The sequence below is a fragment of the Paenarthrobacter sp. CAP02 genome (assembly GCF_040137855.1).
Classification (GTDB): Bacteria; Actinomycetota; Actinomycetes; order Actinomycetales; family Micrococcaceae; genus Arthrobacter.
In genome coordinates this window covers 136676-162852 of record NZ_JBEEII010000006.1, presented here as the reverse complement: position 1 = coordinate 162852, position 26177 = coordinate 136676, and the positions used below count along the sequence as shown (strand labels likewise).

The window sequence follows — 26177 nt, the reverse complement described above, 5'->3', positions numbered from 1 at the left end:
GCACTATGGGGAGATGAACGCCACCAGCCCGAACGGCCCGGTGGAGGGAGGCTCCAACGGCAGGGTGCCCCGCCTGCACCCGTGGAGCCGCTACGTGGCTTTGGGGGACTCGTTCACCGAAGGAGTAGGAGATCCGGAGTCGCGCAGCCCCGGGGGCTTGCGGGGCTGGGCGGACCGGGTAGCGGAGGAGCTCAGCAACGGACATCCGGACTTCGCCTACGCGAACCTGGCAGTCAGCGGAAAGCTGCTCCACCAGATCCTGGACGAACAGGTAGGACCGGCGCTGGCCCTCCGGCCAGACCTGATCACCCTCAATGCCGGCGGCAACGACCTGCTCTTCCACCGGACAGATCCCGATTCGCTGGCCCTTGAGCTGGACGCGGGGGTGGAAGCACTGGCCACCACAGGAGCGTCCATCCTGCTGTTCACGGGCCCGGACTGGGGCGCCACGCCCGTGCTGGGGCGCACCCGCGGGAAGGTGGCCATCTTCAACGAAAATATCCGCGTCGTCGCAGCCAGGCATGATGCCGTGATCGCAGACCTATGGGCCCTCCGCCAACTCACCAATCCCCAAATGTGGGACCCTGACCGCCTGCATTTCTCCCCGCTGGGCCAGCACACCATCGCCATCATGGTCCTGGATGCCCTCAACGTCCCGCACTCCCTGGAACCCCTGGCACCGAAGCCACTCCCGGAACGCAGTTGGCGCGAAGCCCGGGCGGACGACGCCGTCTGGGCGCGGGAATACCTGGTTCCGTGGGTGCTGAAGCGACTGAGGCAGAGGAACTCCCACCACGAAGGCCATGCGAAGCGGCCGCTGCCTGGGCCGGTTTTCGGCGCTGCCATGCCACCGGGGTCCTTTGTGGGCACCGATCCCCGGAACCTCACCGCGCGGGACGACCGCCCGTGAGGTGGGCGGGAAACACCAAGGGTATGCATTCCATCACCCTTTGCCGCGCCTGTGGTGGCTTGGACAGGATCAACGCTAAAATTTCACTTGCCGCATGTACAAGCTCTTCGGCATCAACCGCGCTCTTTCCTCGGAGCGCCATAGCGTGAGCGGGGGAAACCGACCAGTCATGACGACAGGCAGTACCCCCAACCCCCAGCCCGGATCTTCTTCGGTGAAAAACGTTCCTCCCGTCAGCCATACCCTTCAACCCCAGCCGTCCCCGGCTGCTGGTAAGCCCGTGGCGTACCCTGCCATCTGGCAGGGGTTCCTTGGTTCGCTGTTCATGTTTGCCGGGTCGATCGGTATTGGATGGATCGCCAACGGCTCCCCCATGATCCGTCATCCCATAGTCATTGCCCTCCGCACAGAAGGATGGGGCGTCACCACCTCTGCGGTGTTGCTGACTGTGGGTGCCATGCTGTTGGTGCGCTCCTGGCTCAGGCTCGGGCAACGGATGGGTACGTGGGAGGGGAACTCCCTGCGGCCCATTATTTGGGCCATCACCGCCTGGTCCCTGCCGTTGCTCTTTGCTGTGCCCGTCTACTCACGCGACGTGTATGCCTACATAGGCCAGGGCCGCCTGATGATGGAGGGCCAGAATCCCTACACGGTAGGCATCTCAACTCTTAGCAACTGGTTCTCCCTGGGCGCCGATCCTGCGTGGGCTGAAGCCAGGACGCCCTATGGGCCGTACTTCCTGTGGATGGAGCACATGGTTGTCGCCATCACGGGCGCCCAACCGGATGTGTCCGTCCTGCTGTTCAGGCTCCTGGCTGCCGGCGGCGTGCTGCTCTGCGTGGTGTACGTACCCAAGCTTGCTGCCCTCCATGGCATCAACGGCGCCCGGGCACTCTGGATCGCGGTGGCCAACCCCCTGTTCCTCATAAGCTTCGTGGCCAGTGCACACAACGACGCCATCATGGTGGGCCTGGCAGTGGCCGGCACGTACTTCGCCGCCACCAAGCGCCCGCTGATCGGCATCCTGCTGGTCACTGCGTCCATTGGCATCAAGCCGATCACCGTGTTGTTGCTCCCCTTCATCGGACTGATGTGGGCCGGCGCCGGAGCATCGTGGCCCCGGAAATTCGGGATCTGGGCAGCAACAGCGGGGATCAGTTTCGGCGTGCTGTTCATCAGCGGAATCCCCCACGGCCTCGGCATGGGATGGGTGTGGGCCATCACCGATCCCACGCCCGGCTTCACCGGCTACTCGCCGTCGGGGTTCCTTGGCCAGCAAATCGAGTTCCTTGGAAACGCCCTGGGGCTCCCGGGCAACGCCATGGCCGACATCCTGCGCTCCGTCATGAAATGGGGCGGCGTGGGGCTGGTCCTGCTGCTGATGTTCCGTGGAGACCACTCCAGGGTGGTGCGGCGCATGGCCCTTGCGTTCGCGGCTTTGGTGTTGCTGTCCCCCATCATCCAGCCCTGGTACATCCTCTGGTTCGTACCGTTCCTTGCCGTGACCGGAATCAGGGACGACTGGCAGATGCGCAGTCTCTACGTCGGGGTGACCTTCTTTGTGGTCTTCGGGGCGCAGGACCAGCTGTCCGTGTGGTCCTTCGTGGAGGTCTCAGTAGACCTTTCCTCGCTGGCCTTCGCGATCGCGCTGCTCTTTGCCTTCTACCTGGTGTTCCTGGACATCCATACGCGCAGGCTCCTGGTCCAAGGCAGGTTATCGCGCTGGGTGGGCCAGAACGACCGGCGGCTGCTCCACCGGCCACCCACCATCCGCTAGAGCGTTACCTGCCGGACCTGGCCCCGCCGTCCCAGTTCCACGGTCCGCTGAACCGACCACCACAACAGCACTACCAGCAGCACGTTCCTGATGGTGAGGACCGCGGCCATGACCGGGTGGGCGTGAATGAGCGGCGTGTAGAACAGCGGGTAGATCACGAACGTCGTCATGGCGATGGCCATCAGCAACGCGGCAGGCACCTTCCAACGGTTCCAGTCGTGCGTCAGGCCGGCCACGATCACCGGCGCCAGCCAGATGATGAACTGCGGCGAGCCCACCTTATTGAAAACGATGAACGCGGTGGTCATCATCAGCGCACCTTCAAGGAACAGCTCCTCGCGCTCGGCACCGCGTTTGAGGGCGCGGATCAGGAGGATCGCCCCGGCGACCGCGGCGACAATCAGCAGCGGCTGCATCAGGAAAGCGGCTGCGTCGGCCCCGGGCCCGTAGACCTCGGTGGAGTTGATGGCCGTGTTGTCCGCCATTTTGGAGCCGGCGATGTTGAAGACACTGAGCCACACCCAGGGCGTGGAGAAGGTGGCTTCCAACTGCATGCCGCGCTCACCCTGGTTGATCAGGAAGTCCAGGATGTGCTTGAAGCCGCCAGTCAGGTAGGTTCCCAGACCCACGACGGCGGTGACGGCCGCGCCCGCTGCGACCATCTGCAGCCGCGAGCGGCTGGCAATGATCATTGGAGCGAGCACCGCCGCGGGCCAGACTTTGATCCACGTCGCGATACTGAGCAGCACCGCGGCAACTACCGGCCTCCGCGCAGCGCACAGCAACGCAATGAGCACGATCGGGGCCGTGATGCCCTCAACGCGGGCAAAGCTGAGGTAGCCCATGAAGACCGTGAAGAACAGCCACCACCAGGCAGGCGCGATTCCGCTGACCTTGCGCGGGCCCCTGGTCAGGTACCAGAGACCCACGGCGTTGAGCGCCGTGATGATCAGGAACCACATCAGCAGGTACAGGTCCGGGCCGGCTATTCCGGCAAGGAAGATGGGAATCTGTGCCAGCACCGGGTAGACCCAGGGACTGATCTTGCCCGGGTTTGCCGGGTTGTAGCCTTCCAGCGACCATTGCCGGTACTGCTCGGTATCGCTGAACGTGTCGCCGTTGAGGAAGAAGGACGCCATCCAGCACAGGAAGAAGAAATGCACGACGGCGAAGCCCCACCACACGCTGCCGGGCCGGGCGAACCAAGCGACGACCGCGGGAGGCAGGACACGGCTGCGGACACGGACCAGCCGATCGAAGAACGTGGCAGAAATTTTAGAGCTCCTTGACCGCTGGTTCGGCAACGACTGAAGGCTTCCTGCCCAGTGAATACAGGCGGCGCGCGGACCAGAAGAAGAGGACCACCAGGAGCACGTTGCGGATGGTCAGCACCATGGCCATCAGTGGGTTGTTGTGGCTCAGCGCATCGTAGAACAACGGGTAGATGAAGAACGTGGCCACCGCGATGGCTATCAGCATGGTGGCCGGGACGCGCCAGGCCTTCCAGTTGTGGGCCAATCCGACGGCCACGGCGGGGGCAAGCCACACCATGAACTGGGGTGATCCCACCTTGTTGAAGACAATGAAGGCGGTTACCAAGGTCAACGCGCCCGCGAGCAGGAGTTCGGTGCGGTCAACGCCACCGCTGACTTTTCCTTGGTGCAGGGCCCAGAAGGTCAGTCCGGCCACGGCGGCCGCGGCAAGCAGCAGGAGGGGCTGCATGAGCACCGACATGAAGGCCGTTCCGGGCCCGTCCACCTGCATGGAGTTGATGTCGGTGTTCATGTACATCCGGGAGTCGCCCACGCCCAGCACGGACAACCAGAGCCAGGGCGTGGTGAAGGTGGCTTCGAGCTGCATTCCGCGGTCACCCTGCTGGGTCAGGAAGTTCAGCAGCTTGGGAACGGCGCCGACCGTAGCGGCGAGGGCCACCACAACCGCCGTCGTCGTAATTCCTGCCAACACAACCAGCAAGCGGTTCTTGACCACGGCGAACAGCGCCAGCATCACAGCAGCGGGCCATACCTTGGCCCATGTGCCAATGCTCAGCAGCACCGAGGCGATGAATGGCCGCGCCACGCCGTACACCAAAGCGACCAGGACAATGGGGGCAGTCAACCCATCAACGCGTGCGAAGCCCAGCCAACCCATGAGCAGCACGAAGGACAGCCACCACCAGCCGGCCGGGATGGCCTCTGCGCGGCGGCCACGGTCGGTGAGCTTGAGCATCGCCCACCCGTTGAGGACGGTGGTGATCAGGACCCAGAGGAAGAAGAAAGGCCCGGAGCCCGCAGCGGCGGCGATGCCCATGGGGATAAGGGCCAGGATGGGGTACACCCAAGGACTTGGTCCGCCTGAAAGGTTGCTTTCGTTGAAGCCGGCCAGGGCCCATTCACGGTAGATAAAGGTGTCGCTGAACGCCTCGTTGCGGAAGGAAAGCAGAGCAGCGAAGATCAGGAAGCCCAGGTGGACAACTACGAAGCCCCACAGCAGGCCCCGCGGCGTGTTGAGACGCTCCAGCAACCTCCCCGGCAGCGTTTTGCTGCGAAAATCCGCGAGAATACTGAAAAACCTGTCCATCAACGTAGAACTTCCTGGCTAGGTGGGTCCGTGCTTGAGCAGTCCCCAGTTTTCTTGGGACCGGCAAAACCCCCGCGTGCTACTTTACGCGAGTCACCCAAAAGCCTTGCAGTCAGCCGGCGGGCTGCGCTTCGGTCTGCGCACGGATGCTCCAGGTCGACCAGTCCAGTGGATGCACGGAAGGACGCCCCAGCAGGTATCCCTGGGCTGCGGTGACGTTCAACGCGGTGACTTCTTCAAGTTCGGCCGTGGTTTCGATGCCTTCCGCGATGACGCTGGCTCCGAGGTCCCTTGCGAGCTCCACAATGGCCCGTGCGCGCATCTTCTGCCCTGCGCTGCCTTCGATGCCTTCGATGAGGTGCCGGTCGAGTTTGATGATGTCCGGGCTCAGTTGCTCAACCCTGTCCAAGGAAACCAGGGCAGCACCCGAAGCGCTGACCGCCAACCGGAGTCCCAAGGCCCGGAGGGGACCCAGTCCATTGGCACCGGAGTGCCCGCCGGCGTCCTCCAGGCTGCCGGTCAGTTCAACGATGATGCGCTCGGGCGCCAGGGCAGCTGCGGCCAGCAGGTTACGCACCCGCGGGTCGATCGACGTGGCCGGGGTAAGGTTCAGCGCCACGGACATTTCATCCGGGACCTCGTGCGCGGCGGTCAATGCGCAGTGCAGCGCGGCGATTTCCAGTTCGGTGCCCAATCCTGCGGCAGCTGCCTCGCTGAACCAAACGTCAGCGCCGGCACCGTCCTCGCCAACGAACCGGGTCAATGCTTCGACGCCCACCACCTCGCCTGTTGGCAGGGCGTGGACGGGTTGGAATGCCGTCAACAGGAGCTTGTCTGCGAGGACCGCCTGGATGCTCTCGCGGATCTCGGGGCTGACGGGAACGGAAACGGTCCGTGCTATGTCAGATGATTCCAGGTGGAGGCTGGCGGGCTCACGCTGGACAGGGACCTTAGCCCCCGATGCCGGGGTTTTCCTTGTCTCCAGCAGGTGTTCCAGGAGGGCGGCGGCGGGGTTGTCCGGGTGGGCATCCACCAACACGCGTAGCCTGTTCCGGGCCTCTTCGCTGCCGGGATCGGTGTCGGCCAGGATGGAAGCGATAATGTCCAGCACCTGCTCGCGCATGGTCGCACCGCTGCTTTGCGGCGCGGCCCCAGAGCTTTCATGGCGCGAGCTATCGGCACCGCGATCCGGTGGGCTGGAGCCCTCTTCTTGAGCCATCGAAATATTCCTTTATGTGAATCCCCCGCTGGCTATGCCAGACACCTGCCGGACCCGCAACATGTGGGCCTTGTCACGAATCTAACAGAACGAACCGCAGGACGTTGCTACAGGCCCTACTGGCATTAACCAGGCAAGAATTCGCCGGGTTCAATCTCCTTGGCCATCTCGTCCAGGAACCGCATCACAGTCTCCCGTTCGGCGGGGGTGAGCCGTGCTGCGGCGAGGAAGCGTTTGGCTTGCTGGCGGCCCACGGTGCGCATGGCGGCGTCGTGCGTTTCGGGTGTGATTCCAATGGCGAGCGCCCTGCGGTCGGAGGGGTGCGCGCGGCGGGTGATGTGGCCTGCACGTTCCAGCCGGTCGAGCAGCTTGGTGGTTGACGCCGTCGAAATGTGGAGGTGCGCCGCTATTGCGCCGGGGGTGGCGATAACGCCATGGTTGGCACAGACAATCAGGTAGTGCAGGGCGCGCATGTCCGACTGGTTAAGCCCCATGTAGATCCGGGAAGCGTCGGAGAGCCGCTCCTCAGCCTCGCGCAACCGCCCCAGGGCGGCCATGAGCTCGTTGATCTGCTGGATATCGGATTCGGAGAGGCCGGAGCGGTCCACGAGTTCCTGGTGGGGATCGTTGGATTCCACACTGTAAATGCCCGAGGAAACCGAGGCGTCGATTTCTTCAGGTTTGGACATGTTGAGTATGTTACACCCAACTTCTTACATGGTAGCCTTTCTTCTAGCTTATCTAGCAATGTTGTTCGTTGAGTTGTTCCGAGGGAAGGCGAGAAGTGAACGCGACAGAGATGGTCGTCCTCCTTGACGATGCCGGCAACCCCATCGGAGAGGCCCCCAAAGCCTCAGTGCACACCCAGGACACTCCCCTGCACCTGGCGTTCTCCTGCTACTTGCTTAACGAGGCAGGCGAAGTCCTCCTCACCCGGCGCTCGCCCGAGAAGAAGACCTGGCCAAGCGTGTGGACCAACAGTTTCTGCGGCCACCCGGGACCGGGCGAAGACTTCGAGGAGGCCATCATGCGGCGCGCACGCTTCGAACTCGGCGTGGAAGCCAACCGGATCGAACCCGCCCTCCCCCACTTCCGCTACCGGGCGGTCGACCCTACAGGGATCGTGGAAAACGAGATCTGCCCCGTGTACACCGCCCGGATCAGCGGCACCCTCCAACCCAATCCCGCCGAAGTGGCCGACTGGGCCTGGATATCGCCCGACTTGCTCAGCGAAGCCCTGGAACACACGCCCGCGGCCTTCAGCCCCTGGCTCGGCATGCAGTTCCCGCAGCTTCTCGAGGCCCGGACCCTCCCTCTCGCAGCAGGTGCCGGGGCATGACCATCACCTCAGGAACCGTGCGCAGCCGAACAGATCTCTGCACCGCCATCGAGAATGAGCTTTCCGGCCTGATCGGCAAGCGGACCAGTGCCGCCACAGCCTACGGCCCGGACTTCGCCCACCTTTGGACGCTGGCAGGTGCGAACGTCCTGGGCGGCAAGTTCGTCAGGCCGCTCCTCCTCATGGAAACCTATGACGCCCTCCAACAAGGGAACCCGCGCCAGCGCGAAACCGCCATCAGCATCGCTGCCGCCATCGAACTCCTCCACTACGCGTTCCTGTTGCACGACGACGTGATCGACGGCGACCTGGTCCGCCGCGGGCATCCCAACCTGATCGGATCCCTCCTGGCCGAAGCGGGAGAGCTTCCCAGGCCCGATGGCGCCCTCCACTGGGCCCAGACCGGTGGCATCCTGATGGGCGACATGCTGCTCTCAGCCACCCACCAGGCCTTCGCCCGCGCCGAGCTGCAGCACGAACTGCGGCTTCGCCTGCTGGATCTGCTGGAGCACACCATCAACGAGACCGTGGCAGGCGAGCAGCTTGATGTGGGCCTGGGAGATGGCATCGTGGCCCCGGAGCTTGAGACGATCCTGGTGATGTGCGGCTACAAGACGGCCACCTACACTTTCGAGCTGCCGTTGCGTGCCGCCGCGGCGCTGGCCGGGGCGGACTTCGGCGTGGAAACGGCGCTCGCCACGGCAGGCAAGCACCTGGGACTGGCCTTCCAGCTGCAGGACGACCTCCTGTCCACCTTCGGGGATCCGCGCCGCCACGGCAAGGATCCTTTTTCGGATCTGCGGGAAGGCAAGCAAACGGCCATCATCGCCCACGCCCGCAGCACCAGCAGCTGGGCGGACATCGAACCCTTCTTCGGGCTCCCCGAGCTCAGTGGCGCGGACGCCCACCATGTCCGCAGGCAGCTGACCGACTGCGGAGCTGAGCAATTCGTCCAATCCCTGATCAGCGAGCAAATGCGGTCCTTCAACCACCTGCTGAGCAGTCCCGAATCCCAGGTTCCGCCGGGCGCCCGCGACGTCCTGTTGGATCTTGCAGGCCAACTGGAAGGACGGCAATCATGAGCGTCGCCATGGACACTTCCTTTACCCAGTTCACACGGACCGCCGAACGCGCCGCGAACCAGGTCATCGCCGCCTACTCCACTTCCTTTGGCCTCGCCTGCAGGTTGCTGGGCTCCCGGCACCGCCAACATGTCCGCAATATCTATGCCCTGGTGCGGGTCGCCGATGAGCTGGTGGACGGGGTTACCGCGGAGGCGGGACTCAGTTACCAGGAACAGAATGACGCGCTGGACCATTTCATCGATGAAACCCACCGCGCCATCAAGATCGGGTACAGCAGCGACCTCATCATCCACGCGTTCGCCCAAACAGCACGCGCGGCCGGGATTGACGCGACCCTGATCAACCCCTTCTTCGACTCCATGCGCACGGACCTCGGCGGCTGCACCGCTGCCCCTGCTGTGCCACTGCGGTTCGACGCCGACGCCCACCAGGGTTACGTCCACGGTTCCGCTGAGGTTGTGGGTTTGATGTGCCTGCAGGTGTTCATGCGCGGGCAGGACATCGACGACGACGGCCGCTCAGCCCTGCGCCACGGCGCCAGCCAGTTGGGGGCTGCGTTCCAGAACATCAACTTCCTCCGCGACCTGGCCGACGACACCGAACGCCTTGGCCGCAGCTATCTGGGTACTGCCGAGCATCTCGAGGACCGTGACCGGATGGAATGGGTACGGACCATCCGCGGCCAGCTTGCCGACGCCAACGCGGCCATTCCCCTTTTGCCACGGGACGCCCGGGCCGCTGTCCGCAGCGCACTGGCCCTGTTTGCGGCGCTGACTGACAGGATCGAGCAGACAACAGTGGACGAACTGTACCGTTCGCGGGTGCGCGTGCCGGACACCGTCAAAGCCGGGCTCGCTGCCCGTGCGATCGCCTCAACCTGGATGGAGCTTCGCCGATGACCCGCACGGTAGTTATCGGCGGTGGCATCGCTGGGCTTGCCACCGCCGCACTTCTCGCCCATGAAGGACACGAGGTCCAGCTCCTTGAGCAGCAAGATCACGTAGGTGGCCGGGCAGGCAGCCTGGAACGGGACGGATTCCGCTTCGACACCGGCCCCTCCTGGTACCTCATGCCCGGCGTGTTCGATCATTTCTTCAAGCTCCTGGGCACCAGCGCCGCCGAACAGCTCGACCTGCGGACGCTCAGCCCCGCGTACCGCGTCTTCAGCGAACCAGGCCACGACGGCGTAACGCCGGAACCGCTCACGGTCCCCTTGGGCAGCGAACAGGTTCTGGACACCTTCGAAAGGGTGGAGCCCGGAAGTGCCAGGGAGTTGTCGGCCTACCTTGACTCGGCGCGGCACACCACGGACATGGCCGAACGCTTTTTCCTGTACAACCCCTTCACCAAGCTCTCAGAGTTGCTGCACCCGGAGGTCGTCCGGAACCTTCCCCGGCTGGCGCAGCTCCTCCTGACGCCGTTGGACAAGTACGTTTCCCAACGGTTCCAGCACCCGGTGTTGCGGCAGGTGCTGGGCTATCCTGCCGTGTTCCTCGGCACCAGCCCTTCGGCCGCTCCCGCCATGTACCACTTGATGAGCGCCCTGGACCTTGGCGACGGAGTGCAATACCCCATGGGCGGGTTCCGGGAGCTGGTGGAGCGCCTTGAAGCCTTGGCCACCGAGGCCGGGGTCCGGATCCATACGGGTGCCGAAGCACTCAAGATCACTACGCGGGAAGCAACCCGGACCAAGAAGGTGGGCCGCTTCGACGGAGTGAAGCTCCCGGCCCCCTTTAGCGGCAAGGACAGCCGGGAAGTGACCGGCGTGAAATGGCGCGACGCCTCAGGAGCTGAGCACTACAGCGTTGCCGACCAGGTTGTCTCCGGTGCCGACCTGCACCACACCGAAACCCAACTCCTTGGCGTCCGGGACCGAAGCTACGACAGCAAGTATTGGCAAAGCCGCACCAGCGGGCCGGGCGCCGTCCTGGTGATGCTGGGTGTCAAAGGTACGTTGCCACAGATGCCGCACCACTCCTTGTTCTTCACCCGGGATTGGGAGGCAAACTTCGCCTCGATCTTCGGGGCGGACACCCGCATTCCGGATCCAGCGTCGATCTACGTCTGCAAACCCAGCGCCACCGATCCCGGAGTGGCCCCGCAAGGCCATGAGAACCTGTTTGTCCTTGTTCCCGTCCCCGCCGATCCCACGCTCGGGGCAGGGGGGCCGGAAGGCACGGGCGATGCGCTGATAGAACGGGCCGCGGATGCAGCGATCGACCAGATCGCCCAGTGGGCCGACATCCCCGACCTCCGTGAACGGATCGTCGTACGGCACACCATCGGTCCGGCCGACTTCGCCCGGGACTACAACTCCTGGCGCGGCGGCATGCTCGGACCGGCCCATACGCTCCGCCAAAGCGCCATGTTCCGGGCCCAGAATGCCTCCAAGCGGGTCCGCGGCCTGTATTACGCAGGGGCCACCACTGCTCCGGGCGTAGGTGTCCCCATGTGCCTCATCAGTGCCGAGCTGGTGCTGAAGCGGATCCGCGGAGACCATAGCCCGGGCCCTACCGCTGTGAGGCCAGTAGCTAGCAGGATTGGCTGATGGGTGTCCTCTATTTAGGCTCGTTACTGCTTGGCATCGGGTGTATGCTCCTGCTCGACCACCGTTTCCGGCTGTTCTTTTGGCGGGACGCCACAGCGGCGGCCATAGTGACCGCCGTCGGGGTTTTCTTCCTGCTCGCCTGGGACCTGGCCGGCATCGGGCTGGGGATTTTCCTGCGCGGTGAAGGCACCATAGCCACTGGCCTGCTGATCGCTCCGGAGTTGCCCATAGAGGAACCGGTGTTCCTCCTCTTCCTGGTGCTCTGCACGATGGTCCTCTACACCGGAGCCAGGCGCATGCTGGAGCGGATCCCGGCCCGGCAGCGCGAGAGGGAGAAGGAGAACGCGTGACCTACTTAGTGCTCGCGCTCCTCTTCATCGCCGCCGCCGTCATCGCCGGAGCAGCTTTCGCACGGGCAGCGTTCGCGCGGCCACCGTTCGCCGGAAAGGGTGGCGGGCCCGGCGAGCGAGGGCGGCATTGGAAAGCCGTGGGCCTCGCTTTCGCTGCGCTGGCCGTGCTGACGGCAGTATTCGACTCAGTCATGATCGGCCTGGAACTCTTCCACTACGATCCCGCGCACATTTTGGGGCTCAGGGTGGGCCTCGCCCCGATTGAGGATTTCGCCTACCCGTTGGCCGGCGTGGTGGCACTCCCCGGCTTGTGGGTCTGGCTGACGCGTCGCAGCCGCGCCCCACAACCAAACCTCAAAGGCCTCGTCCCACAAGCGCTGCTCGCCTCCCGGCCGGTCAGCTGGATCAACACCGCCTACCCTTTCGCAGCAGCCATGCTCCTGACCACCCGCGAGATCGACTGGGTCGTGATCGTGGGCACCTTCTACTTCCTGATCCCCTACAACCTGGCCATGTACGGCATCAACGACGTCTTCGACTATGAGTCGGACCTCAAAAACCCGCGAAAGGGCGGGATTGAAGGCGCGCTCCTGCAGCCCCACCTGCACCGGCCCATGCTGTGGCTGGCGGCGATCACCAACGTGCCTTTCCTGGTGGTCCTGGCCTTCGCCGGCGGGCCTGCCGCATGGATCAGCCTGGCGGTGAGCGCCTTCGCCGTGGTGGCCTATTCCGCGGCCGGACTCCGCTTCAAAGAACGCCCTGTCCTGGACTCGCTGACCTCCAGCACGCACTTCGTCAGTCCCGCCGTCGTGGGTTTGGCGCTGGCCGGCGCCGACGTGACGCCCGGGCTGCTGATCCTCCTGGCCGCGTTCTTCCTATGGGGCATGGCCGCCCACGCGTTCGGCGCCGTCCAGGACATCGAGCCCGACCGGCAGGCAGGCATCGGCTCCATAGCAACAGTCATCGGTGCCCGCCGGACGGTGCGGCTCGCCGTCGTACTGTGGCTTGTTGCCGGGCTCGCTATGCTGGCCACGCCGTGGCCCGGCCCGCTGGCGGCGATCATCGCCGTCCCGTACATCGTCAACTGCGCCCCGTACTGGAACGTCACGGATACGACGGCGGCACGCACCAACGTTGCGTGGCGCCGGTTCATCTGGCTCAACTACGGTTCAGGATTCCTGGTGACGCTGATCTTCATCCTGCAGTGGAGCCTCACCTCATGAGTGGGGTGGTTCCTCTTCATCGATGGCGTCCAGCGCCTCGCGCATGTGCTGCAAAAAGTTCACCACGATCTGCGACTCTTCCGGGCTCAATGCGCATGCCGCGTCGAGCATACGACGATGCATTCCGCCCAAGGTATGCCGGACTTCCTGGTCTGAACCGGTGGTTGCCTTCAAAATCAATGCCCGACGGTCGGTGGGGTGCGGCTCACGGCGGATATGGCCGGACTCCACCAGCCGGTCGATCAGCGTGGTCATGGAAGCGGACGTTATGCCGAGTTTGTCGCCAAGGTCCTTGGGCTTCATCAACTTGCCTGCAGCCTCGGCTTCGAACAAATACCGGAGGGCCAGCAGGTCCTTCTCACCCATCCCCATGGACGAACGGGTCCGTCGCCGCATCGCTTGTTCGGAGGCACGGTAGTCCCGCAGCGCGTTCAGGACGTCAACGGCAATGGCCTTCTGCCCCGGGTCTTTCCCGTACCAGTAGCCGTGTGCGTGGCCTACCGAGTCCATCCGATGTTCCTTTGATAAACGTAAAGCTTGTTTCACTAGCATTTTGATACTAAGTCACCCGACCCGCGAATGCAGGACTCCGCACATTTCCCAAGGAAAGAGGCTCGAAACATGGCATCTCGAAGCTCAGACCTGGCCCGGCAGACGACCGTTACCGCGAGCCTGATGATATGCATTGTGGGGTCAATGATCGGCGTTGGAGTTTTTGGCGGGACCCCCATCGCGCAGGCCGCCGGCGGTGCCTTGGCCGCCGACTCCACTCTCCTCGCTCCAGCGACACCGGCCTTCTCCATCTGGTCCGTGGTGTACGCCGGGCTGGTAGCTTTCACCGTGTGGCAGTGGCTGCCCTCCCAACGTTCAACTGAACGGCAGCGATCGCTTGGTTGGATCGTCGCCGCCTCCATGATCCTGAACGCTGCGTGGATCCTGTCCGTTCAGGCCGGTTGGCTCCTGGTCAGCGTTCTGGTGATCCTGGCCCTTCTGGCCACCCTGGTACTGGCGTTCCTGCGCTACAGCCAAACCCATGCCGGCTCATGGGTTGAGTCTGTGGTGGTGGATGGAACGCTGGGGCTCTACTTGGGCTGGACCAGCGTGGCCGTCTGCGCCAACATCGCCGCGTCCCTGAAGGCCTCAGGCTTTGCGGGCTGGGGGCTGCGACCCGAAATCTGGTCCGTCACGGTGCTGGCTGTGGTGGCCGTCGTCGGAATCGCCTTGGCCATCAAGGGGCACGGACGCCTCGCCCTGGCGGCAGCCATTGCGTGGGGCCTCGCTTGGATCACGGTCGGCCGCAGCTCCGACGCACCCGAGTCCTTCCCGACGGCGATTGCCGCAGCCGTTGCTGCTGCCCTGGTCCTCGGTGCTGCGATCACGGTGCGGGTCCGGCTGGTGTCGGCCGGGCAGGCTCCGGCCGGGCGCTAAGGGCGAGGCTTCGCCGCTGGGATGACGTCCCGGTCTTGTCCGCCCCACGCCTCGTACAAGCGCGGGGCGAACGAAGAACGGCGGGCTTTCCGGCGGTACGTCACATTCTGTAAGCTGAATGCCAAGTCACGCAGACGGCTTATATTGCTCTACCCAGGGAGGTCCCCATGGCCCCCGATCCGCTGAAGGCCGAGATCCTGGCCCAGGGCGTCCCTCCTTCCGCGGCCAGCGTTGCTCGACGAAGAGCAGCCGCGAACCATGGCACGCACGGCGCGGCCAACAAACCCGACGCCCTGCTTGGAGCGATAGCCGTCCGGCAGCTGTTCCACCGCTGGCCTTTGGTGCCATCCCGGGAATTGGAACGGATCCGCCACGTCCTCCTGCACTGCGATCAGCTGGGCTCCCCGGACACCCACCATCTGTCAGAGCCGGCCCAAGCGCTCCTCGAGTTGATCAACTGCGAGTTGGACCGGCGTCGTCTACTGGCAAAATCCCGGCAGGAAGACGCCAGCAGCAACTGACTACGGGAGGGCTGCCACCACATCGATCTCCACCAGGAAGTCGCCCAGGAACGAGCCCACGGTGGTTCGTGCCGGGTACGGGGCTACAACATACTTTTCGTAGATGCTGTTGAAGCCGTCGAAATCGCGCCCGGGGTGGTGCAGGTGGACGGTGGCTTTGACCACGTGCGAGAAATCCAGTCCGTGCGCGCCCAGGACTTCACCGAGGTTGGTCATGGCCTGAATGGTCTGTTCCTCAATGGTGATGCCAACCCGTTCATCGGTCACGGGATCGTGGGGCGTTTGGCCTGCGGTGAAGAGGAACCCGTTGGCCACGATGGCTTGGGAATAGGGACCGGCCGGGCTGGGGGCGAGGTTGGTGACGACTTGCTGGCGGGACATGTATTGCCTTTCGTTACGATGGAAATTGCTAAAGGACCTTGGAGAGGAAAGCTTTTGTGCGCTCCTGCTGCGGGTTGTCCAGGACGTCCTCCGGAGGGCCGCTTTCGACCACCACGCCGCCGTCCATGAACACCACCTGGTCAGCGACCTGCCGGGCAAAGCCGAGCTCGTGCGTCACCACCACCATGGTCATCCCCGCTTCTGCGAGGGATTTCATGACGTCCAGGACTTCACCCACCAATTCGGGGTCCAACGCCGACGTGGGCTCATCGAACAGCATCAGCTTGGGCTTCATGGCCAGCGCCCGTGCAATCGCGATGCGCTGCTGCTGCCCGCCCGAGAGCTCCTGGGGGTAGGAGTGTCCGCGGTTGCCCAGGCCCACCCGGTCCAGGAGTGCCTGCGCTTCCACCACCACCTCACGCCGGGGCCGGCCGAGCACATGCACGGGCGCCTCGATGATGTTCTCCAGCACTGTCATGTGCGGGAAAAGGTTGAAGCGTTGGAACACCATGCCTGCGTTGAGCCGCGAGCGTGCTGTTTGGCGTTCCTTCATTTCATAGAGCTTCCCGTTGCGTTCGGCATAGCCCACCAGGTGCTCGTCCACGTAAAGCCGGCCAGCGTCCACCTTCTCCAAGTGGTTGATGCAGCGCAGGAAGGTGGTTTTGCCGGAACCGGACGGGCCGATCAGGCAGGTCACGGAACCCTTCTCAACCCTGAGGTCGATGCCTTTGAGGATTTCGATAACGCCGAAGTTCTTCCGGACTCCCCGGGCTTCCACCATGGCAGTAGTCATCATGCTGTCCTTGTCTTGGGCTTGCGGATCCGTCGCGGCGCTGAGTCAAAACCGCGGCCGTACCGGCGTTCGAGTTTGTTTTGGAAGAAGCTCAGGACGGTGGTCATGAGCAGGTACCAGAGGCTGGCCACAATCAGCAGTGGAATGGTCTGGTAGTTGTTCGCATAGATGATCTGCGCTGAGTAGAGCAGGTCCGAGATCGCGAGGACGCTCACCAGGGACGTGCCTTTCAGCATCGAAATGACCTGGTTGCCGGTGGGCGGCAAAACCACGCGCATCGCCTGGGGCAGGATCACCCGGTTCATGAGCTTGCCACCGCTCATTCCCAGGGCCCGGGCGGCGTCGTACTGGCCCTTGTCTACCGAACCGATGCCACCACGGATGATCTCGGCCATGTACGCGGCCTCGTTCAGCGACAAGCCCAGGAGCGCTGCACCCAACGGGGAGATCAGTACGTTCGCTGATCCCAGCACCACGGACGGTCCACCAAAGGGCAGCCCGAACGCGATCACCGGGTAGAGCGCCGCAATGTTGTACCAAAAGATCAGCTGGACCAGGAGCGGCGTTCCCCGGAAGAACCAGATGTACGCGCGGCTGATGGTGCTGAGGATCGGATTGTCGGAGAGCCGCATGATCGCCAGCACTGTGCCCAGTGCGATGCCCACTGTCATGGAAACCACGGTCAAAACCAGCGTCAAACCCGCCCCGGCCAGGATCTGCGGTGCGAACAGGTAGGACACCACAACATCCCAGTGGTAGCGCTGGTTCACCGCCACGTCCCACGCGGCACTGAGTGCTACCAGGATGAGCACCACTGCAAGGACCAGCCGGACCGGGTGCTTCAGCGGTACCACGGGAATGGAATCACCGGACGCTGTGGCCGGCTCCCGGGTGCCGGGGACTGAGGGTTGCTTCTGCACAGCCGTCACCTCTCTACTCGAATGCATTACTGGGCGAAGTTGACGCGGGCATCGGTGATGGCGCTGGTCTCAAGACCGTACTTCGCGAGGACCTTGGTGTAGGACTCACTCTTGATCACAGCGTCCAGGGCAGCGGAGACCGACTTCACCAACCCGGACTGCTTGGGCACACCCACACCAACCGGCGCGAACTCGTACGTCCGGGCCACCTCGATGCCGGGGTTTTGGGTAGCCGCGAAGTTCAGGATGGGCGAGTCAGCCAGCACGGTATCCAACCGACCACTTGTCAGCGCGGATATGGCTTGCCGGGTGTCCTGGAATTCACTCCTTTGGATAGTTTCCTTGCCGGCGGCTGTGCAGGCCTCGTCATAGGAAGGCACGTTCACCGTCAGCTGGTACGAACCCGTCAGGAGCCCCACCTTCTTGCCGCAGAGCGCGTTCTCGTCCTTGATGCCACCGGGGTTTCCCTTGGGGACGGCAATGGCGTTGCCGATCTGCATGTAGTCCACGAAGTCCAGCACTTCCATGCGCTTTTGCGTGGGTGTCATTGAGGAGACGGTCATGTCGTAGCGGTTGGCTGCGAGGCCGGGAATGATGGAGTCGAAGTTGGCCACCTGGATGTCCACTTTGACACCCAATGCCTCACCGATGAGACGGGCCACGTCCGGGTTGGTTCCGGTCATTTCCTGCGTGCCTTCGCGGTAGAACTGCGTAGGAGGTTCGTTGGTGGGGATGGCCACGCGCAGCACCTTGGAAGCCTTGATGGATTCGGGCAGAAGGTCGACGGCGGCCTGGTTGACTGCCAGCGCGGGGACGCCGGTTCCCGCTGCGGCAGCGTCGCCGGACGGGTTCGACGCCGATGCGTTCCCAGTTGGGCTGCACGCCGTCACCGCCAACATCAGCGCAGCAGTGGCGACGACGGCCGATAAGACGGGTTTCGCGCGGAGGACCGCTGTTGGATTGTTCATGTCGGATTCCTCATTTCTGCAAGGCCAAAGGGGCCTCGGGGATACGGGTTGGTTGGTTGCGGACGAATGCTTCGTTGCGGTGCCGGATCAGGTCCCGGCCTTCCGCCCGCAGTTCTTCGATGGTTGAGACTCCGAGGAGCATCATGGTGCGGGTCATTTCGGCTGTGAACATTTTCAGGACGTGCGCCACGCCGGCTTGGCCTGCGGCAGCAAGGCCGTACAGGTAGGGGCGTCCGATGGAGCAGGCGTCCGCGCCGAGGGCCAGCGCCTTGACCACGTCGGAACCCCGGCGGATGCCGCCGTCGACGATGATTTCCATCCGTCCAGCGGTCTTCGCAACGATCTCCGGCAAGACATCAAGGGGTGCCGCCATATGGTCCAGCTGCCGTCCACCGTGGTTGCTGACCTGGATGGCATCGATACCCATGGAAGCTGCCAGCGCGGCGTCGTTCGCGTTCACCACGCCCTTCAGCACGATCGGACCGTTCCAGCGTTCCCGCAGGTCCCGGATGTCGTCCCAGTCGGTAGGTTCGTAGGAACCGGCCAGCAGCGTCCGCCACATATCGGGCGAGCTGGCCAGCGGACCATCGGGAATTTCGGCATCGAGGTTGGGGAAAGCGATCGCATCATTGGCCAGGAATCCCAGGGCCCATGCGGGGTGCAACATCCCCTCAACCACCGTCTTTGGCTTGATGGACGGCGGGGCGGTGAAGCCGTTGCGGTAATCGCGCTCGCGGTGCCCGATGGCCCTGCAGTCGACGTTGACCAGCAGGGCTTCGTAACCGGCCTTGGACACCCGGTCCAGGACAGCCTGCAGGAGCCCTTTGTCCGACGTCGGTTCCAGGTTGAACCAGCGGCGAAGTCCCGGCGCCGCAGCGCTGACCGCTTCCATGGTGGTGGTGCTCAGGTGCGCCAGTCCGTAGGGGATACCGGCGGCGAGCGCTGCGCGGGCGACGGCGGACTCACCCTCGGGGTGGAACAGCCGCGTTCCGCCCGTCGGCGAGAGCGTCACCGGCATCGCCGACGGGCCGCCAAGGATGGTGGTTCTGAGGTCCAGGTTGTCCACTGATCCCCATTTGGGAAGGAATGACCAGTCATCGAAGGAGGACCGGTTCCGGCGCAGCGAGACCTCGTCCTCACCGCCGCCTTCGATGTATTCGAAGATGCTCTTGGGGAGCCTTTTGGCTGCCAGCTTCCGCATGTCCTCAACGCTGTAGCACTTCCGGGAGAGCCGCTCGGCGGTGGATCGGGCTGGTCCCTGCACCGAGGCGAGCGCCCTGATGTCCTTGATTTTCATGGTGTGTCCTCTGTGTTCCTGACGGGCTCACCTGCCCGGCGTCACTCCCAATAGTGACGCAGATCTCCTTCGCTCTATATGTAAAATCCTCCATAAGATCGCTCGAATGCCTGTGATAACGTCCAACCATGGATACCGTGGCACAGTCAGGGATACAGCAATCGGCCGTCCGCCTTTCGGACTGCATCCAGTTGATGCAGGCCGACCTGGTGCACGCGAACCCCACTCCCGAGAACCTGGGCCACCTGGTATCGGACGTCCTCATGTACGACCCCCTGGATACCTGGTCCAGCGTGGACAACCGGATCATCCTCGCGGTCGGGTGCACATACGGTTCACCGGACTTCGATCAGCTCCTCCACCGGGCAGCGAACAGCAACGCCGCAGCAGTGATCGTCAAAGCCCATGGCGCCCGGATGGAACAACTGCGTTCCGCGGCGGTTCGGCATACCCTCTCGGTCCTCGTGGCCCCGGATGACGCGGACTGGACGCAACTGGTTGCCCTGGCTCGGGCATCGGTTGTGGGCGCTGCCGCGGACTCGGTGTCAGGTGTGCGGCTGGGGGACCTTTACGCGTTTGCCAACGCCGCAGCGTCCATCACCAACGGCGCCGCCAGCATCGTGGACCCACTGGGCCGCATCCTTGGCTATTCCACCCTTCCGGGCCAGCCCATCGACGAACTCCGGCGCATCACAACCCTGACGCTGCAGGAAACAGTCCAGCCGGCGTTCGACCAGGACTTCAAAGCGGTCTACGCCGCGCCGGGGGCTGTGCTTGTTCCAGCGCTCGACGACGGAATGGCCCGCCTCGCGCTGGCCGTCAGGGCCGGCGGTGAGCTGCTGGGTTCCATCTGGATCATCGACCCGGGTGAGGAAAAACGCGCCACGGCATTGGACGCGCTGGATCGGATGGCGCCCCTGGCAGGGCTGCACATGCTCCATGCCCGCTCGGCCTCAGACTTCGGGGAGCGACGAAATGCGGACCTCATCCGCACGCTCATGGATGACACTCCCCACGCCTCCTTCGCCGCCGCGCAGCTGGGCCTCGATACCGCCAACGGGCTGGCCGTGGCAGCCTTCTCGATTGTCCGCCCGGAGACGGGAAGCCTGGAGTCCGTCCGGGAAATCCACCGGCTTCTGCACTTGGTGACCACCGTGTGCAACGTCCAGTTCGGCTCCGGCCACAGCGCCCTGATCGGCTCAGTGGTCTACGCACTCCTGCCCGGCAATGGCCCGTCCCCGCGGGCCCTGCATGCCCGGATCATCCAGGAGATCGAGGCCTATTCGCACACCATCAGTTCGTTCCCGGTCATTGCGACAGTGGGTGGAATCGCAGCGACCATCGACGAGCTGCCGCGGTCCCGGTCCGAAGCCATGCGCACGCTGCACCATCTTTTGAACCTGCAGGCACGCCAGGGCAAGTCCCCGGGCAACAACAAAGTGCCGGGCGTTGCGCTCTTCGAGGACTTCCAGGTTCCGCTGAACCTGCTGAGGATTGGGGAGTTCATCGAGGAGAACGGCCTGGCCGGAACAGACGACATCGCCAGGATCCAGGCCCGGGACGCCGAGCAGCAAACGGAGTACCTGGAGACCCTGCGGGCCTATCTGGCCTTCAATGGCAACATTTCCGCCATGGCCGCCCACCTCCACGTGCACAACAACACCGTCAGGTACCGCGTGGGCCGCCTGGCCGAGGACTTCAACCTCGACCTGGCGGACCCACAGAAACGGCTGTGGTTGTGGCTGCGGATTACCACCATGGAGCTGGCCGCGAAGTAGCTCCCCCAACGCGACCTAACGGATGATGGGAAGGCCCGCCGTCGGGAAGACGCTGGGGAAGATCGACGGCGGCGGCACGGGAACGCTGTCCAGCGGAACCGTGACCGTTTCCGTCCCGACGGTGACGTCGTAGTCGCGCACCGTGATGCGCAACGGCTCGTCGCTGTAATCCGGCCCGGATTCAAGCGCCAACGCAATGGAGCCCTGCGCGAGTTCCACGGACAGCAGGCGGCCTTGAACCTTGAGCCGGAAGGACAGGTCCTCCCATTCGACCGGCAGGCGCGGGTCGAAACGCAGCACGTCGCCTTGGTCCCGCATGCCCGCGAAACCGCAGACCAGGGAGCTCCAGATACCGCCGGTGGAGGCGATGTGGACGCCGTCGATCGTGTTGCCGTGCGAGTTGTCCAGGTCGATGAACAGGGCGTCGGTGAAGTGTTGCAGCGCAATATCGCCGTAGCCGACTTCGGCCGCCATGATGCCCTGCACGCACGCGGAGAGGGTGGAGTCGCCGGTGGTGATGGGGTCGTAGAAGTCGAACGCCCGCTGCTTCTGTTCGGCTGTGAAGTCCTGCCATTGGAGGAACATGGCCAGCACCGTATCGGCTTGCTTGAGGACCTGGTGCCGGTAGATCACCAAGGGGTGGAAGTTCAGCAGCAAAGGGTATTTGGACTTGGGGGTGTTCCAGTCCCACGGTTCCAGCGTCATGAAGTCGTTGTCCTGGCTGAACACTTCAAGGTGGGGATCGTACGGGAGGGACATGCGCTCGGCTGCCTGCCGCCACACCATCCGCTCGGTATCGGCGATCCCCTCGTGCTCCAGCGCAGCGGCAGCCCGCAGGTTGAAGCGCGCCATGACGTTGGTATACAGGTTGTCGTTGACCACGGCTGTGTACTCGTCGGGGCCGGTCACGCCGTGGATGTGGAACATGCCGTCTTTCCCGAAGAAGCCCAGAGATGCCCACATCCGGGCTGTTTCAATGAGCAGGTCCGCCCCCAGTTCGGCCCGGAACGAGTCATCCCCGCTGGCCCACTGGTAGCGGTTTGCGGCGAAAGCGATGGCGGCGGCAATGTGGAACTGGGCCGTTCCCGCGGCGTAGTAGGCACTGGCTTCCAGGCCGTTGATGGTCCGCCACGGGAACAGTGCGCCGTCGACGCTGAGCTCCTTCGCCCGCACACGCGCATCCGGCAGCATGGCGTGGCGGGATTCCAGCACTTTTCGGGCACCGCACGGGTTGGTGTACGTCAGGTACGGCAGGAGGTAGATCTCCTGGTCCCAGAAATAGTGGCCCTCATAACCGGATCCGCTGACGCCCTTGGCGGGGATGCCAGCCACCCCGGCGCGGGCAGTGGCCTGCGCCAGCTGGAAGAGTCCCCACCGGACGGCCTGCTGCATCTCCGGCTGACCGCCGATCGAGATATCCGCCGTGGTCCAGTACTGCTCGTAGTGGGCTTTGCTCTGGGCAAGGATTTCGGAGAAGGACACAAGGTTGGCTTCGGCGTCGGCGGCCAGGCTCTCGCCACGGTCCTCGGCGTCGCTGGAACCGGCCACCAGGTAACTGACCGTCTTCTCCACGCGGAAAGCTTCGCCGGCGTGAATCGCCAAAACGTAACGGACGGACGAGTCGTCTTCCGCCACGAGCGTTTCAAACGGCTGGCCTTCGGCGGAGATCCAGTGGTCCACGGCCATGGCGACGCGCTGGCGGGATTCGGAGGTCTCCCATGCCATGCGGAGCGATCCGTCGGCACCTTGGAGGTGCAGCGGCAGGAGCACGCGCCCGGCGTGCCGGCCGGATCGGCGCGGGTCGTGGACCGAGTGGTCCTCCACAGGCTGGTCCTGGCGATTGACGACGCCGGAGATAATGTCCGCGGAAACGTCGCGGTCAGCCGAAACGGACAGCTCCAGGCCAAGGCATCCGCGGTTGTCGAACCCCACTGCGCGGCGCTCTACCGTGGTGACGGTAGCGCCGGAGCGGCAGGCGTAGGTGGTGCTTTCCTCGTAAACACCGGTGGAAAAGTCCACGGCACGGTGGTAGTCCAACACCGTGGACTCGGCCAGGCTCAGCGCCTCGCCGTCGATGGAGACGGTGAAGTTGTTGGCGTCCGGCACGTAGACGATCCGCTGCCCGGTGCGGGCAAAACCGTAGGCATTCTCGGCGTGCTTGATGTCCCAGATCTCGTGGAAACCGTTGATGAACGTGCCGGGAAGCTCACTGTCGCCCGCGGTTGAATGTGAGCCGCGGATGCCCAGGTGGCCGTTGCCGAGCGCGAACAGTGTTTCCAGGGTCCCCTCGTCGCCGGGGACGTGGATGTTTTCCACGAGCTTCCAGGGCTCGCAGGGGAAGCGCAGCCGATCGGAGCTGATGAGTGCCATGGGCTAAAGAGGTCCTTCGAAAAAGTAGGGTCAGAGAAGATCGTTGAGGTCGTCGACCACCAGCGTGGCCCCGGCGTCCAGCAGGGTTTGGCGGCCGGCTCCGCGGTCCACCCCGATCACGGCGTAAAAGTCGGCGCCCGCGCCGGCCTGCACGCCGGAAACGGCGTCCTCCACCACGATGCATTCCTCAACAGGCACGCCCAGCAGGCCCGCCGCGTAAACATAGGTTGCCGGGTCCGGTTTACCGGGAAGTCCGACGCCGGCAGCCACCTGGCCGTCCACCACCACCTCGAAGTGGTGGTCAAGGCCAGCGGCCTTCAGTACAGCGGGCGCGTTGCGGGATGAAGATACGACGGCGACCTTCAGTCCCAGCTCCACCGCAGCGTTGATGAACTTGACTGAACCCGGGTAGGGCTCGACGCCACGGGAGTTCACGATCTCGTTGAAGATGGCGTTCTTCCTGTTGCCGAGACCCTGCACGGTTTGGTTGTCCGGGTGGTCGTGGACAGGACCTTCAGGCAGGGTGATGCCGCGCGAGGCCAGGAAATCCCGGACGCCATCGAATCGCGGCTTGCCATCGATGTGATCGAAGTAGTCGCTTTCCTGGTAGCCCTGGGAATGGCCTGTCCGAGCGAGGTAATCGTCGAACAGTTCCTGCCACGCATGCTCGTGCACCACGGCAGTTGGCGTCAGCACGCCGTCGAGGTCGAACAGCAGCGCCGAGGCGCCGCTCCAGGCATTACGAAGATCAGTCATGTGCGTCATTCCGTTCAGCGCTTGTGGGCGCGTGGTTTTGCGTTCGATGAGCTGGGTATCGGGCGGGTGCGGCTACGTGCTGGGGGACAGACGGGCCGTCGTCGCGGAGCGTAGTCAATGCTCCGAAGCCGCTTGGTCGTTACGGGCGAACACTGCCGTGGGCGGGGCGCCGCAGGTGTTGGGTTGCCTGCAATGTCGCGTGTTCGTCATCGATACCTCCATTGTCCCACGGAACATTTCGCAAGCCCACGTCGGCCAACAGCCCAAAGTGTAAGCGCTTACAATTTTGTCATTCAAGAGAGTACAGCCGAACTCGAAATTGTGACGTGACTCTCACCGGCGTCTTGATTTTGGACCCTGGATGGTTTCTAATCCGGCGAACTACCGCAACACGTAGTACTTAAGGAACGCGCTGACATCCACCAGTTCCTGCGGCTCAATCCGGTGCCCCATCCCCGGATAGGTCCGCGCTGTCAGCGCGACGTTCGCCTCCAGCCACTCCTCGGTGTGCGCGATCGCGTCCTCGTTGATGACCGGATCAGCCTTGTCCCTGCCCCAAAAGAACGGGGGCGGACTGTCGAAGGACTCGCTGAGGGCAAGGAGGTCGTTGTCCAGCACGAATCCGGACAGACCCACCGTGGCCGTAAACTCCTGGGGACGCAAGCGCAGCAGCGTGCTGGCCATCGCCATGCCCTGGGAGTAGCCCAGCAGGCTGACGCTGCTGTGGTTCCCTTTGACGGAGTTGATCCAGTCGAACACCCGGTTGGTGGAGGCGATGACGTCCGCAAAGTCGTTGGTGAGGAAGTAGTCCAGCAGGAACCAACCGTAGTCGTCGCCAATGACTTTAGGCCCGCGCAGCGCAGCGCAGCTGAAGTCGGCAGGCAAATGCGGGAACAGCTTCTCCATGCGCTGCTCGCTTGTCCCATAACCGTGCAACATCACCAGCAACGGGGTGCCTGCTCGCTCGTTTTCAGGCTTCGACCAAACCACTGATTCCATGGAACTGAGACTAGTAGACTTGCCGCATGACTCCGCAGGAACTGGCCAACCTGGCCCATCTGCGGCGAGCGCGCGACTTCATTGACCGTGAGTACGCCCGCCCGCTGGACGTTCCCACCATGGCCGCCGGCGCGCTCATGTCCCCGGCGCATTTCTCCCGGCAATTCAAGGCTGCGTACGGCGAATCGCCCTACAACTACCTCATGACCAGGCGGATCGAACGGGCCATGGCATTGCTTCGGTCAGGAACCAGCGTCACGGATGCCTGCATGGAGGTTGGCTGTACATCGTTGGGTTCGTTCAGCTCCCGATTCACCGAGATCGTGGGCATAACTCCCAGCGAGTACCGCTCCCGCGAACACCACGCCGTGAAAGCCATGCCCACGTGCATCGCCAAGCAGCACACCCGCCCCGACCGCAAGGGTGGCAACAACCTGAGCAGGATCGAAGAAGCGCCCGCCACGTAGCTGAAATAGCGTGGGCGGTATGAACATTTCACTGAAGTACGCACACGTCACTGTCAACGATGTCGATGAATCCCTGGCCTTCTATCGTGATGGCCTGGGCTTGCAGGTCCGTAACGATGTCGGCTCGGACGGCCAACGCTGGGTCACGCTCGGCAGCGATGCCCAGCCGGATCTTGAACTCGTCCTGTCCCCACCGCATGCCGGCCGCTCCCAGGCAGACGGCGACGCCATCCAGGAACTGCTCACCAAGGGCGTCATGCCCATGCTCGTGTTCAGCACCGACGACCTCGATGAAACTTTCGAAAAGCTCCGCGCCACCGGTGCCGAGGTCCTGCAGGAGCCGATCGTCCAGCCGTGGGGTCCGCGTGACTGCGCTTTCCGCGACCCTTCGGGCAACATGATCCGCATCAACCAGGGCTAAGGCCCCTGGAGTACGACGGCGGGAGGTCACCTTGGGCACCCATGGTG

At 64.0% G+C, this 26177-nt stretch carries 26 protein-coding genes; 13 read left to right on the top strand and 13 right to left on the bottom strand.

Going from position 1 to position 26177, the window contains the following annotated elements; all coding sequences use genetic code 11:
- Positions 1 to 13 precede the first annotated feature (13 nt).
- The gene (locus tag ABHM97_RS12375) at positions 14 to 910 is read left to right on the top strand and encodes an SGNH/GDSL hydrolase family protein (protein WP_349470883.1); all 897 of its coding nucleotides are present in this window, start codon (positions 14 to 16) and stop codon (positions 908 to 910) included.
- A gap of 169 nt (positions 911 to 1079) precedes the next feature.
- The gene (gene mptB, locus ABHM97_RS12370; protein ID WP_235520376.1) at positions 1080 to 2687 is read left to right on the top strand and encodes a polyprenol phosphomannose-dependent alpha 1,6 mannosyltransferase MptB; all 1608 of its coding nucleotides are present in this window, start codon (positions 1080 to 1082) and stop codon (positions 2685 to 2687) included.
- Here mptB and ABHM97_RS12365 read toward each other — a convergent pair.
- The 4 genes from ABHM97_RS12365 to ABHM97_RS12350 all read right to left on the bottom strand — a co-directional run bounded on the left by ABHM97_RS12365 (position 2684) and on the right by ABHM97_RS12350 (position 7175).
- Positions 2684 to 3937, bottom strand: a complete 1254-nt coding sequence (locus tag ABHM97_RS12365) for a glycosyltransferase 87 family protein (RefSeq protein ID WP_502921287.1) — start codon at positions 3935 to 3937, stop codon at positions 2684 to 2686. The two genes, mptB and ABHM97_RS12365, sit on opposite strands and share 4 nt — an antisense overlap.
- A gap of 25 nt (positions 3938 to 3962) precedes the next feature.
- On the bottom strand, positions 3963 to 5267 hold the full coding sequence (locus ABHM97_RS12360) for a glycosyltransferase 87 family protein (protein WP_235520220.1): 1305 nt from the start codon (positions 5265 to 5267) through the stop codon (positions 3963 to 3965).
- Positions 5268 to 5379: 112 nt separating this feature from the next.
- Complete coding sequence (locus tag ABHM97_RS12355) at positions 5380 to 6486, bottom strand: EAL domain-containing protein (RefSeq protein ID WP_349470880.1); 1107 nt, start codon at positions 6484 to 6486, stop codon at positions 5380 to 5382.
- Positions 6487 to 6611: 125 nt separating this feature from the next.
- Positions 6612 to 7175: a MarR family winged helix-turn-helix transcriptional regulator gene (locus tag ABHM97_RS12350; RefSeq protein WP_349470879.1), complete on the bottom strand. Its 564-nt coding sequence runs from the start codon at positions 7173 to 7175 to the stop codon at positions 6612 to 6614.
- 95 nt (positions 7176 to 7270) lie between these two features.
- On the opposite strand from ABHM97_RS12350, the gene idi reads away from it, so the two are divergent.
- From idi to ABHM97_RS12320, 6 genes are read left to right on the top strand one after another with little or no spacing between them, the layout of a single operon-like run.
- Positions 7271 to 7825 (top strand): isopentenyl-diphosphate Delta-isomerase, encoded by a 555-nt coding sequence (gene idi / locus ABHM97_RS12345; RefSeq protein WP_235520223.1) that lies wholly within the window; start codon positions 7271 to 7273, stop codon positions 7823 to 7825.
- Complete coding sequence (locus ABHM97_RS12340) at positions 7822 to 8907, top strand: polyprenyl synthetase family protein (protein WP_257370199.1); 1086 nt, start codon at positions 7822 to 7824, stop codon at positions 8905 to 8907. The genes idi and ABHM97_RS12340 overlap by 4 nt, the downstream gene beginning before the upstream one ends.
- Positions 8904 to 9809, top strand: a complete 906-nt coding sequence (locus ABHM97_RS12335) for a phytoene/squalene synthase family protein (RefSeq protein ID WP_349470878.1) — start codon at positions 8904 to 8906, stop codon at positions 9807 to 9809. The genes ABHM97_RS12340 and ABHM97_RS12335 overlap by 4 nt, the downstream gene beginning before the upstream one ends.
- Complete coding sequence (gene crtI / locus ABHM97_RS12330; protein ID WP_349470877.1) at positions 9806 to 11458, top strand: phytoene desaturase family protein; 1653 nt, start codon at positions 9806 to 9808, stop codon at positions 11456 to 11458. The genes ABHM97_RS12335 and crtI overlap by 4 nt, the downstream gene beginning before the upstream one ends.
- A complete protein-coding gene (locus tag ABHM97_RS12325) occupies positions 11458 to 11808 on the top strand; it encodes a lycopene cyclase domain-containing protein (protein WP_349470876.1) in 351 nt (116 codons plus the stop codon). The genes crtI and ABHM97_RS12325 overlap by 1 nt, the downstream gene beginning before the upstream one ends.
- Entirely contained in the window at positions 11805 to 13031 is a 1227-nt protein-coding gene (locus ABHM97_RS12320) for a prenyltransferase (RefSeq protein ID WP_349470875.1), read from the top strand. Before ABHM97_RS12325 ends, ABHM97_RS12320 begins: the two co-directional genes overlap by 4 nt.
- Here the strand turns inward: ABHM97_RS12320 and ABHM97_RS12315 are convergent.
- On the bottom strand, positions 13026 to 13541 hold the full coding sequence (locus tag ABHM97_RS12315; RefSeq protein WP_235520229.1) for a MarR family winged helix-turn-helix transcriptional regulator: 516 nt from the start codon (positions 13539 to 13541) through the stop codon (positions 13026 to 13028). The two genes, ABHM97_RS12320 and ABHM97_RS12315, sit on opposite strands and share 6 nt — an antisense overlap.
- 111 nt (positions 13542 to 13652) lie before the next feature.
- Between ABHM97_RS12315 and ABHM97_RS12310 the strand changes: the two genes are divergently transcribed.
- Both ABHM97_RS12310 and ABHM97_RS12305 read left to right on the top strand, forming a co-directional pair.
- Entirely contained in the window at positions 13653 to 14459 is an 807-nt protein-coding gene (locus ABHM97_RS12310; RefSeq protein WP_349470874.1) for a TspO-related membrane protein, read from the top strand.
- A 167-nt stretch (positions 14460 to 14626) separates the two neighbouring features.
- Positions 14627 to 14980, top strand: a complete 354-nt coding sequence (locus ABHM97_RS12305; protein ID WP_349470873.1) for a hypothetical protein — start codon at positions 14627 to 14629, stop codon at positions 14978 to 14980.
- Here ABHM97_RS12305 and ABHM97_RS12300 read toward each other — a convergent pair whose 3' ends face one another.
- Genes ABHM97_RS12300 through ABHM97_RS12280 form a run of 5 tightly spaced genes read right to left on the bottom strand, consistent with a single transcriptional unit; the run spans position 14981 to position 19339 of the window.
- Positions 14981 to 15361 carry a RidA family protein gene (locus ABHM97_RS12300; RefSeq protein ID WP_235520232.1) on the bottom strand — a complete coding sequence of 127 codons (381 nt, stop codon included), beginning with the start codon at positions 15359 to 15361 and terminating at the stop codon, positions 14981 to 14983.
- Positions 15362 to 15389: 28 nt separating this feature from the next.
- Entirely contained in the window at positions 15390 to 16154 is a 765-nt protein-coding gene (locus ABHM97_RS12295; RefSeq protein WP_305082607.1) for an amino acid ABC transporter ATP-binding protein, read from the bottom strand.
- Entirely contained in the window at positions 16154 to 17074 is a 921-nt protein-coding gene (locus ABHM97_RS12290) for an amino acid ABC transporter permease (RefSeq protein ID WP_235520233.1), read from the bottom strand. Before ABHM97_RS12290 ends, ABHM97_RS12295 begins: the two co-directional genes overlap by 1 nt.
- A gap of 26 nt (positions 17075 to 17100) precedes the next feature.
- The gene (locus ABHM97_RS12285) at positions 17101 to 18042 is read right to left on the bottom strand and encodes an ABC transporter substrate-binding protein (RefSeq protein ID WP_257370210.1); all 942 of its coding nucleotides are present in this window, start codon (positions 18040 to 18042) and stop codon (positions 17101 to 17103) included.
- A 10-nt stretch (positions 18043 to 18052) separates the two neighbouring features.
- The gene (locus tag ABHM97_RS12280) at positions 18053 to 19339 is read right to left on the bottom strand and encodes an alpha-hydroxy acid oxidase (RefSeq protein ID WP_349470872.1); all 1287 of its coding nucleotides are present in this window, start codon (positions 19337 to 19339) and stop codon (positions 18053 to 18055) included.
- A gap of 128 nt (positions 19340 to 19467) precedes the next feature.
- On the opposite strand from ABHM97_RS12280, the gene ABHM97_RS12275 reads away from it, so the two are divergent.
- Entirely contained in the window at positions 19468 to 21117 is a 1650-nt protein-coding gene (locus tag ABHM97_RS12275; protein WP_349470871.1) for a PucR family transcriptional regulator, read from the top strand.
- 15 nt (positions 21118 to 21132) lie between these two features.
- Here ABHM97_RS12275 and ABHM97_RS12270 read toward each other — a convergent pair whose 3' ends face one another.
- The 3 genes from ABHM97_RS12270 to ABHM97_RS12260 all read right to left on the bottom strand — a co-directional run bounded on the left by ABHM97_RS12270 (position 21133) and on the right by ABHM97_RS12260 (position 25242).
- Positions 21133 to 23487 (bottom strand): glycoside hydrolase family 65 protein, encoded by a 2355-nt coding sequence (locus ABHM97_RS12270; RefSeq protein ID WP_349470870.1) that lies wholly within the window; start codon positions 23485 to 23487, stop codon positions 21133 to 21135.
- A gap of 30 nt (positions 23488 to 23517) precedes the next feature.
- Positions 23518 to 24243 carry an HAD family hydrolase gene (locus ABHM97_RS12265; protein WP_416403582.1) on the bottom strand — a complete coding sequence of 242 codons (726 nt, stop codon included), beginning with the start codon at positions 24241 to 24243 and terminating at the stop codon, positions 23518 to 23520.
- A gap of 381 nt (positions 24244 to 24624) precedes the next feature.
- Positions 24625 to 25242: an alpha/beta hydrolase gene (locus ABHM97_RS12260; RefSeq protein WP_235520239.1), complete on the bottom strand. Its 618-nt coding sequence runs from the start codon at positions 25240 to 25242 to the stop codon at positions 24625 to 24627.
- A 26-nt stretch (positions 25243 to 25268) separates the two neighbouring features.
- On the opposite strand from ABHM97_RS12260, the gene ABHM97_RS12255 reads away from it, so the two are divergent.
- Positions 25269 to 25709, top strand: coding sequence for a helix-turn-helix transcriptional regulator (locus tag ABHM97_RS12255; protein WP_235520240.1), 441 nt, complete (start codon positions 25269 to 25271; stop codon positions 25707 to 25709).
- Between the two features lie 19 nt (positions 25710 to 25728).
- A complete protein-coding gene (locus ABHM97_RS12250) occupies positions 25729 to 26130 on the top strand; it encodes a VOC family protein (protein ID WP_235520241.1) in 402 nt (133 codons plus the stop codon).
- Positions 26131 to 26177: the final 47 nt, after the last annotated feature.